We start from the raw sequence: 7,587 nt of genomic DNA on the forward strand, positions 1-7,587 counted from the left end.
GGTTCGTCGAGCAGCAGCAACTTCGGACGCGCCATCAGGCCGCGGCCCATTGCGAGCATCTGCTGCTCGCCGCCGCTCATCGTGCCGGCGAGCTGGCGGCGGCGCTCCTTCAGGCGCGGGAAGATGTCGAACACCTTCTCGAGGTCGGCATCGATCTCCTTGTCCTTGCGCGAGAACGCGCCCATCAGCAGGTTCTCGGTGATGCTCATGCGCGTGAAGGTGCCGCGGCCCTCGGGCACCATCACGAGGCCCTGGCGCACCAGATCCCACGGGCCTTGGCCCTTGATGCTGCGCCCCATGAATTCAATCTGCCCGCTGCCCGCTGCCTGCAGGCCGGTGATGGCCTTGAGCGTGGTGGTCTTGCCCGCGCCGTTGGCGCCGATCAGGCTGACCAGCTCGCCCTGCCGCACCTCCAGCGATATGCCCTTGACGGCCTGGATGCCGCCGTACGCAACCTCGAGGTCGATGATCCGGAGCAAGGCGTCTGCCATGGCGTCGTTCCTGCTCACTGCGCCTTGTGGCCGGCGCCGAGATAGGCTTCGATCACCTTCTCGTCGCGCTGCACGTCGTACGGGTTGCCTTCGGCGATCTGCTTGCCGTAGTCGAGCACGGTGACGCGGTCGCACAGGCCCATGACGAGTTTGACGTCGTGCTCGATCAGCAAGATGGTGCGGCCGTCGTTGCGTATGCGGTCGATCAGCTCGCGCAGCACCACCTTCTCGGTGGCGTTCATGCCCGCGGCCGGCTCGTCGAGCGCAATCAGCTTGGGCTCGGTGGCCAGCGCGCGGGCGATCTCCAGGCGCCGCTGGTCGCCGTAGCTCAGCGTTCGCGCCTTGTAGTCGGCATAGCGGCCGATGCCGACGTAATCCAGCAACTCGTGCGAGCGCCGGGCGATGTCGGCCTCCTCGAGCTTGAAGCTCCGCGTGCGCAGGACGGCGCCGACCAGCCCCGACCGGGTGCGCACATGGCGGCCGACCATTACGTTCTCCAGCGCGGTCATGTCAGCGAACAGGCGGATGTTCTGGAAGGTGCGCGCAATCCCGGCCTTGGCCACTTCGTGCACCGCGGAAGGCTTGTACGGTTTGCCCTCCAGCGCGAAGCGGCCCGAGTCGGGCGCGTACAGGCCGGTCAGCACGTTGAAGAACGTCGTCTTGCCGGCGCCGTTGGGGCCGATCAGGCCATACACCTGACCGCGCTCGATGCGGATGCCCACATCGCTGAGCGCCTGCAGGCCGCCGAATCGCTTGGAGACCTTGGCGACCTCCAGAACGATGTCGCGCGCGCTCATCAGGCCAGCTCCGCGCTGCGCGCAGCGGTTTGCGCCTCTGGAGAGACCCGGCGGCTCATGGCGTCTTCCTGCGCACTTCGCCAACCCGGGGATGGGCACTGCGATCGCGCGTGTCGGGCCTTTCGGCGGGGCCGCCTTCGGGTGGTGGCGGTGTGGGCACGGGCGTCGGCGCGACCTTGCCGTGTTCGGGCGCCGGCCACAGGCCGCGCGGGCGGGCCAGCATGATCGTGATCATCGCCAGCGCGATCAGCAACTGGCGCAGGATGGACGCGTCGAGCCGCCCGCCCGTCATCTCCTGCAAGGGCCCGGCCACGTAGCGCAGCACCTCCGGCAGCGCGGCGAGCAGCAGTGCGCCGAGGATCACGCCGGGAATGTGGCCGATGCCGCCGAGCACCACCATCGCCACCACCATGATCGATTCCTGCAGCGAGAACGACTCCGGCGAGATGAAGTTCTGGAAGGTCGCGAACATGCTGCCCGCCACGCCGCCGAAGGTGGCCCCCATGCCGAAGGCGAGCAGCTTCATGTTGCGGGTGTTGATGCCCATCGCCTTGGCCGCCACCTCGTCCTCGCGGATCGCCATCCAGGCGCGGCCGATGCGCGAGCGTTCGAGCCGCCAGCAGATCAGCACGCTGACCACCACCATGGCGAGGAACAGGTAGTAGTAGAGCGTCACCGACGGCAACTCGATGAAGCCCAGATCCAGCGTCTTGCCCAGGTCCAGGCCCCAGAACTTCACGGAGTCGATCCCGGAGATGCCCTTGGGGCCGTTGGTGATGTTGACCGGCGAGTCGAGATTGTTGAGGAACACGCGGATGATCTCGCCGAAGCCGAGCGTCACGATCGCCAGGTAGTCGCCCCGCAGGCGCAGCGTCGGTGCACCGAGCAGCACGCCGAACATGCCGGCCACCGCAGCGGCCAGCGGGACCGCCAGCCACAGCGGCGAGTGCAGGCCGTCCGGGAACATGGCCTTGACGAGCGCGAAGTTCTCCCACAGGTGCGGGCTCGCCATCAGCCCGAACAGGTAGGCACCGATGGCATAGAAGGCGATGTAGCCCAGGTCGAGCAGCCCCGCATAGCCGACCACGATGTTCAGGCCCAGCGCCAGCATCACGTAGAGCAGCGAGATGTCGATGATGCGCACCCACGCATTGCCGAACTGCTGTGCGACGAGCGGCGCGGCCAGCAGCAGCGCGGCGGCGATCAGGAACACGACCAGCTTGTTCTTCACGGCGGCGCTCCCTGCTCAGGCGCGATCGGCGACGCGTTCGCCGAGCAGGCCCTGCGGCCGCAGCGTGAGCACCAGGATCAGCACGATGAAGGCGAAGATGTCCACGTAGTGGCTGCCCAGCACGCCGCCGGTGAGCTGGCCGATGTAGCCCGCGCCGATCGATTCGATGAGCCCGAGCAGCACGCCGCCGAGCATCGCGCCCGGCAGGTTGCCGATGCCGCCGAACACCGCCGCGGTGAACGCCTTGAGGCCCGGCAGGAAACCCATGGTGTGCTGCACCGAGCCGTAGTTGGCCGCGTACATCACACCGGCCAGCGCAGCCAGCGCCGCGCCGATGATGAAGGTGGCGGAGATGACGGTGTCGGGCCTTACCCCCATGAGGCCGGCGACCCGCGGGTTCTCGGCGGTGGCGCGCATCGCGCGGCCGAGCTTGGTCTTGTTGACGAGGAACATGAGCCCGGCCAGCGTGACCGCCGTCACGACGAGGATCAGGATCTGCGTGGTGTTGATCACCGCACCGCCGACATTGAAGGGCTCGCTGGGCAACAGGATCGGGAAGGACTTGTAGTTCGGCTTCCAGATGATCATGGCCAGCGTCTGCAGCAGCAGGCTCATGCCCATGGCCGTGATCAGCGGCGCCAGCCGCGGCGCGTTGCGCAGCGGCCGGTAGGCGACCTTCTCGATCGTGAAGTTGAGCAGCGTGCACACGGCGATCGCGGCGATCAGCGAGAGCAGCAAAAGCAGCCAGCCCGGCAAGCCCATGCCCGCCAGTGCGGTGACCACCGTCCAACTCGTCAGGGCACCGACCATCAGCACCTCGCCGTGCGCGAAATTAATGAGGTTGATGATCCCGTACACCATCGTGTAGCCCAGTGCCACGAGCGCGTACATGCTGCCCAGCACCAGCCCGTTGATGATCTGCTGGATGAGTGTTTCCATGACGGAAGGTCTCCTGGGCTTGGCACGACGGGCGGTGGTGGCCGCAGGTAGCAAAAAGCCCGCCCCGGAGATGGAGCGGGCTTCGCAGTGCGCGCGATTCTAAAGGTCGAGCGCGCGGCTTTCATCTCGGGCGACGCAGGCCGCGGCCCGCGGCCACGCCGTCACACGCTTTATCGCCGAGAACTCTTGAGCACGGCCGTGAGCACGGACGGCCTGCGCTTGGACGCGCCGGCCCTGCCACCGCCCCCGTCGCTGCGGCGCCGGCCGAACCGCACGGCCGCTGCCGAGGAAACGGGACCGTCCGATGCCGGGAAGTGCAGCCGGATGGCGGTGCCGAAGTCCGGACGGCTGTCGACGATCATCTTTCCGCCCTGCGCATGCACCAGCGACAGCGCGATCGTCAAGCCGAGTCCCAGCCCCGCGCGCCCTTGGCGATCTTCCTGACGCCGGGCATAGCGGTGCACCACGTGGCCCGGTTCGTAGGCAGCGAAGCCCGGGCCGTCGTCGGTGATCGAGATCACCACCTCGCCCTCGGCATGGAAGGCGATCCCGAGTTCAGGGCGGAGTTGCGCAGGCAGCAGCGAGAGCTGCTCGAGTCGCCCGTACAGCCGGGCCTGGCGAGCGCCAACGTGGTCGTGACCAACCCGACGCACTTCGCCGTGGCGCTGTACTACGAGCCGGGCGTCGTGACGCTTCCGGTGGTGGTGGCCAAGGGGCAGGACGCCGACGCGCTGCGCATGCGCCGCGAGGCGGGGCGGCGAGCAATTCCGGTACTGGAGAGTCCGCCACTGGCCCGGTCGCTCTTTCGCGGCGTGTCGATCGGGGAATACATCGGCGACGAGCACGTCGAGGCGGTGGCCGAGGTGTTCCGCTGGCTGCAGACATTGAAGGGCCAGGCCGCCGATGCGCACGCCGCGCGGCGCTGAACGCTTGCGCTAGCGCCCCTTGGCTTCGTCGAGGCCGCGCAGGTAAGCTATCTTCTCCGCGATCTTCGCCTCCAGGCCGCGTGACACCGGCCGGTACCACCCAGGCTCGGCCACGCCTTCGGGCAGATAGGTTTCCCCGGCCGCGTAGCCCTGCGGCTCGTCGTGCGCATAGCGGTACGCACGGCCGTGCCCCAGATCCTTCATCAGCTTGGTCGGCGCATTGCGCAAATGCACCGGCACTTCGCGCGACTTGTCCTGCTTCACGAACGAGCGGGCCGCGTTGTAGGCCATGTAGCCGGCGTTGCTCTTGGCGGCCATGGCGAGGTAGATGACGGCCTGCGCGAGCGCCAGCTCGCCCTCGGGGGAGCCGAGCCGCTCGTACGTGGCGGCGGCGTCATTGGCGATCTGCAGCGCGCGCGGGTCGGCCAGACCGATGTCTTCCCAGGCCATGCGCACGATGCGCCGCGAGAGGTACTTGGCGTCGGCGCCGCCGTCGAGCATGCGGCACAGCCAGTACAGCGCGGCGTCGGGATGCGAGCCGCGCACCGACTTGTGCAGCGCCGAGATCTGGTCGTAGAAGTTGTCACCGCCCTTGTCGAAGCGGCGCACGTTGAGGCTGAGCGCGTTCTGCACGAAAGCGGCGTCGATGCGCTGCACCTTCGCGGCGCGCGCCGCCGTATCGGCCTGTTCCAGCAGGTTGAGAAAGCGCCGCGCATCGCCGTCGGCGTAGCCGATCAGTGTGTCGATCGCCACGGCGTCGAACTGCAGGTGGGCGAGCGCGGTGCTTCGGGCGCGCTCGAACAGCAGCCGCAAATCATCGTCGCCCAGCGACTTGAGCACGTACACCTGCGCCCGCGACAGCAGCGCCGAATTGACCTCGAACGACGGGTTCTCGGTGGTCGCGCCGATGAAGGTGAAAAGGCCCGACTCCACGTGCGGCAGGAAGGCGTCCTGCTGCGACTTGTTGAAGCGGTGGACCTCGTCGACGAAGAGGATGGTGCGCCGGCCCATGCCGCGCGCGACCTGCGCCTGCTCGACCGCCTCGCGGATGTCTTTCACGCCGCCGAGCACCGCCGAGATGGCGATGAACTGCGCGTCGAAGGCTTCGGCCATCAGCCGCGCGAGCGTGGTCTTGCCGGTGCCGGGCGGGCCCCAGAGGATCATCGAATGCGGTCGGCCCGAGGCGAAGGCCGCAGAAAGCGGCTTGCCTTCGCCCAGCAACTGCGGCTGGCCAATCACCTCTTCGAGCGAGCGCGGCCGCAGCCGCTCGGCCAGGGGCGCATCGGCGCCGCCGGCCCGCGCGGCAGCAGGTTCCAGCGGCAGGCTCATCGAAGGCATGGCGTCGGCGGCCTCTTCGCTGCGCTCCTACTGCGCAATCACGTCGACGCCGGCCGGCGGGACGAAGCGGAATCGCTCGGCCGGCAAGGCCGGGTTGGCCTCGACCTGCGAAAACGCCAGCAGCGAGCGCTGACCGAAGGCATCGACGATCTCCACCGCGGCCAGCGTGCCATCGCGAAAACCGATCTTCAGCGACTGGAAAGAGCCGTCTTTCACGCGCGGCAGCGCCTGCACCCACCGCAGCCCGCCTTCGTCGGGCAGCGCCTTCAGATCGAAGTCGCCTTCCAGCGAGCCGCCCGCGAGCAAGGCGGCGGGCGTGGCGCCCAAGGCCTTGTCGAAGGGCCGCACTGTGACCTGCTCGAGGTCGGTGTCGTAGAGCCAGACCTTCTGGCCGTCGGCGACGATCAATTGCTCGTAGGGCTTCACGTACGCGAAACGGAAGCGGTTCGGGCGCGCGAATTCGAAGCTGCCGCTGGAGCTGCGCTTCTTGGCGCCGTCGGGGGAGGTCACTGTTTGCGTGAAGTCCGCGCGGCCGGTTTTCACTTCGCTGATGAAGGCCTTCAGCGTGTCGAGCGCATCGGCGCGGACGGAGGCCGCGGCGAGCGTCAAGAGCCCGGCCACGCACAAGCGCGCAACGAAAGAGGGGCGCTCGCCGCGCTGCCCGCCCCAGCCGAACGATCGCCGCACACGCGCGAGTCCTTCACCCTTCATCGCTCGACCCTTCATTCGGCATCGCGCCGGGGCACCAGCAGATCGCGGTTGCCGTTCGTCGCCATGCCCGATACGAGCCCGGATTTCTCCATTTGTTCCAGCAGCCGCGCCGCACGGTTGTAGCCGATGCGCAAGTGGCGCTGCACGAGCGAGATCGACGCGCGCTTGTGCTGCAGCACGATGGCCACGGCCTGGTCGTACATGGGATCGGCCTCGGCGTCGGCTGCGCCGCCGCCCTCGCCCGCCGCGCCGCCCTCTTCGTCGAGCGTGCCGCCTTCGAGAATGCCTTCGATGTAGTTGGGCTCGCCCTGGCTGCGCAGGTAGTCGGCGACGCGGTGGACTTCCTCGTCGCTGACGAAGGCGCCATGCACGCGCACCGGCAGGCCGGTGCCTGAAGGCATGTAGAGCATGTCGCCCATGCCGAGCAGCGCTTCGGCGCCCATCTGGTCGAGGATGGTGCGCGAGTCGATCTTGCTGCTGACCTGAAACGCGATGCGCGTCGGGATGTTGGCCTTGATGAGGCCGGTGATCACGTCGACGCTCGGCCGCTGCGTGGCCAGGATCAGGTGGATGCCGGCCGCCCGCGCCTTCTGCGCCAGCCGCGCGATCAGCTCCTCGATCTTTTTGCCGACCACCATCATCAGGTCGGCCAGCTCGTCGATCACGATCACCACGTGCGGCAGGCGCTCCAGCGGCTCGGGCTGCTCGGGCGTGAGGCTGAAGGGGTTGGGCAGCTTGTCGCCCTTGACCGCGGCCTCGTCGATCTTCTTGTTGTAGCCGGCGAGGTTGCGCACGCCCAGCTTGCTCATCAGCTTGTAGCGCCGCTCCATCTCGCCCACGCCCCAGTTGAGCGCGTTGGCGGCCTGCTTCATGTCGGTGACCACGGGGCACAGCAGGTGCGGGATGCCCTCGTAGATGCTCATCTCGAGCATCTTGGGGTCGATGAGGATGAGCCGCACGTCGCGCGCCTCGGCCTTGTAGAGCAGGCTGAGGATCATGGCGTTGATGCCGACCGACTTGCCCGCGCCGGTGGTGCCCGCGACCAGGCAGTGCGGCATCTTGGCGAGATCGGCGACGACCGGACCGCCGACGATGTCCTTGCCCAGGCCGATGGTCAGCATCGAACTCGCATCGTTGTAGGCCTGCGAGCCGAG

General features: G+C 68.0%; 8 protein-coding genes and 1 pseudogene. 1 reads left to right on the forward strand and 8 read right to left on the reverse strand.

The features are described 5' to 3' along the window. From H0W38_RS11765 to H0W38_RS11785, 5 genes and pseudogenes are all read right to left on the reverse strand, one after another. Positions 1-491, reverse strand: a 491-nt coding sequence (locus tag H0W38_RS11765) for an ABC transporter ATP-binding protein (protein ID WP_292454160.1), incomplete at its 3' end; no start/stop codon positions are given. Between the two features lie 14 nt (positions 492-505). Then, positions 506-1,288, reverse strand: coding sequence for an ABC transporter ATP-binding protein (locus H0W38_RS11770; protein ID WP_292454164.1), 783 nt, complete (start codon positions 1,286-1,288; stop codon positions 506-508). A 175-nt stretch (positions 1,289-1,463) separates the two neighbouring features. Next, positions 1,464-2,519: pseudogene (locus H0W38_RS11775) on the reverse strand (branched-chain amino acid ABC transporter permease); the annotation flags it as partial. A gap of 15 nt (positions 2,520-2,534) precedes the next feature. After that, positions 2,535-3,458, reverse strand: a complete 924-nt coding sequence (locus tag H0W38_RS11780) for a branched-chain amino acid ABC transporter permease (RefSeq protein ID WP_292454170.1) — start codon at positions 3,456-3,458, stop codon at positions 2,535-2,537. A 170-nt stretch (positions 3,459-3,628) separates the two neighbouring features. Next, positions 3,629-3,982 (reverse strand): ATP-binding protein, encoded by a 354-nt coding sequence (locus H0W38_RS11785; RefSeq protein WP_292454173.1) that lies wholly within the window; start codon positions 3,980-3,982, stop codon positions 3,629-3,631. Positions 3,983-3,994: 12 nt separating this feature from the next. Between H0W38_RS11785 and H0W38_RS11790 the strand changes: the two genes are divergently transcribed. Next, positions 3,995-4,384 carry an EscU/YscU/HrcU family type III secretion system export apparatus switch protein gene (locus H0W38_RS11790; RefSeq protein WP_292454176.1) on the forward strand — a complete coding sequence of 130 codons (390 nt, stop codon included), beginning with the start codon at positions 3,995-3,997 and terminating at the stop codon, positions 4,382-4,384. Between the two features lie 9 nt (positions 4,385-4,393). Here the strand turns inward: H0W38_RS11790 and H0W38_RS11795 are convergent, their stop codons facing one another. The 3 genes from H0W38_RS11795 to H0W38_RS11805 all read right to left on the reverse strand — a co-directional run. After that, positions 4,394-5,722 (reverse strand): replication-associated recombination protein A, encoded by a 1,329-nt coding sequence (locus tag H0W38_RS11795; RefSeq protein WP_292454179.1) that lies wholly within the window; start codon positions 5,720-5,722, stop codon positions 4,394-4,396. 27 nt (positions 5,723-5,749) lie between these two features. Beyond that, on the reverse strand, positions 5,750-6,433 hold the full coding sequence (lolA, locus tag H0W38_RS11800) for an outer membrane lipoprotein chaperone LolA (RefSeq protein WP_292454181.1): 684 nt from the start codon (positions 6,431-6,433) through the stop codon (positions 5,750-5,752). Positions 6,434-6,444: 11 nt separating this feature from the next. Then, the coding region (locus H0W38_RS11805) for a DNA translocase FtsK (protein WP_292454183.1) at positions 6,445-7,587 on the reverse strand (1,143 nt) is incomplete at its 5' end.

Source organism: Methylibium sp. (assembly GCF_013817365.1).
Lineage (GTDB): Bacteria > Pseudomonadota > Gammaproteobacteria > Burkholderiales > Burkholderiaceae_C > Methylibium.

What these genes read in the sequence shown, in the direction of transcription:
- H0W38_RS11770 (WP_292454164.1), bottom strand. Translation starts at nt 1,288, where the DNA reads ATGAGCGCGCGCGACATCGTTCTGGAGGTCGCCAAGGTCTCCAAGCGA.
- H0W38_RS11795 (WP_292454179.1), bottom strand. Translation starts at nt 5,722, where the DNA reads ATGCCTTCGATGAGCCTGCCGCTGGAACCTGCTGCCGCGCGGGCCGGC.
- H0W38_RS11780 (WP_292454170.1), bottom strand. Translation starts at nt 3,458, where the DNA reads ATGGAAACACTCATCCAGCAGATCATCAACGGGCTGGTGCTGGGCAGC.
- H0W38_RS11790 (WP_292454176.1), top strand. Translation starts at nt 3,995, where the DNA reads ATGGAAGGCGATCCCGAGTTCAGGGCGGAGTTGCGCAGGCAGCAGCGA.
- lolA (WP_292454181.1), bottom strand. Translation starts at nt 6,433, where the DNA reads ATGAAGGGTGAAGGACTCGCGCGTGTGCGGCGATCGTTCGGCTGGGGC.